This is a genomic window from Kriegella aquimaris (assembly GCF_900103215.1).
Classification (GTDB): Bacteria; Bacteroidota; Bacteroidia; order Flavobacteriales; family Flavobacteriaceae; genus Kriegella; species Kriegella aquimaris.
The window spans coordinates 1-1,187 of record NZ_FNGV01000048.1; the positions used below are offsets into that span (position 1 = coordinate 1).

Annotated in this window: 1 protein-coding gene; it reads right to left on the minus strand. The window is 31.5% G+C overall.

Translation table 11 applies throughout. From position 1 onward, the window contains the following. Positions 1-123: 123 nt before the first annotated feature. Positions 124-1,092: a hypothetical protein gene (locus BLS33_RS24605; protein WP_089896005.1), complete on the minus strand. Its 969-nt coding sequence runs from the start codon at positions 1,090-1,092 to the stop codon at positions 124-126. Positions 1,093-1,187 lie beyond the last annotated feature (95 nt).

Sequence of the window (1,187 nt, forward strand, 5' to 3'; positions counted from 1 at the left end):
GGAGCAAGTTATATTAAAATAAAAAAGGTGGTTTAAGGCAAAAAGAAAATATTAATTAACTTTAGAGAACTGGACTAGGGCTTTTCATAGGATACATTGTTGCCCACAGTATTTTATCCGCAATCAATTTTGCGTTTTTATTGGCTGAATTCCAACAACTTTATCGTTATCATCAAACACCATTTTAAGCAATTCTTTAGCTGGTTCAGTAAAGTCATCTTTATACTTAAAATTTAGCATCGTGAAAATTTTTCCATCAAGTCCAACTTGAATACCGCTATAAACTAATTCAGTTTCCTTCGTGAAATCCCAATTCTCAATTAGAGTATTCAGTTGTCCGTCCGTTACGTTTTCTATAATCAAGGTCGATAAATAACCTTTTGATTTGGCAATGTTTTTATTCCCCAAAGTTTCAATGAACTCTGATGAGATTATTTTCAAAGTATTCAGCCTTTTCTCACTCAATTTAGGCTCAACTTTAGCTTCTTTTTTTGTGTTCCTAATGTAAAGTCTAATTCTATGAGTTGGCGCAATTGTCATCATTCCTTTTTTCTCATAATAGTTTGATACAGAAGTGTACATTTCTATTTCTGTACTGTCGTTTGGAAACCATTTTACATTCTGTTTTAAACCGCCTTTTTCATTAGCTTGTTTTAGGTTTGATAAATCGCCTGTGGTTTTTGGTTCACCATAAATATCTGCAATCATTGTTTCTAATTCGTTGAATTTACGAATAAGCGCCTTTTGATATTTCTTGGATTTTTTGTCGTTCGTATTTGCTTTCAAAGTCAGCAAACTCTCGTCCCATTCATAAAGTATATGAGACATTGTACTATCTTTTTTCTTGAAATAATAATATCCAACTAAATCTGAAATTATCTTTTGTTCACGCTTAAATTTTATCGGTTGAGCATTTTCAACGGAAACGTGATTTCGGATATTCGGAATTTGCTCACTTCCCAATTTCCGCTCCATTTCAAGATATTCGTTTAGTGTCGTATTTTGAATATCAAAATTAAATTCTTGTCCATAAACAACAATTCCAATTAATAAAAATCCAAGTGTAAAAGTCTTTCTCAAAGTTTTTTTCATATTCCAACTAACGTCAAATTTAATTGCTGATATTCAGTGTATTACCAAATCCGATGTCTTCCGGTTTGATTTCAAATTTAGCAATATTCCTTTTG

Coding starts and splice junctions, on each gene's coding strand:
- BLS33_RS24605 (WP_089896005.1), bottom strand. CDS start 1,092: ATGAAAAAAACTTTGAGAAAGACTTTTACACTTGGATTTTTATTAATT.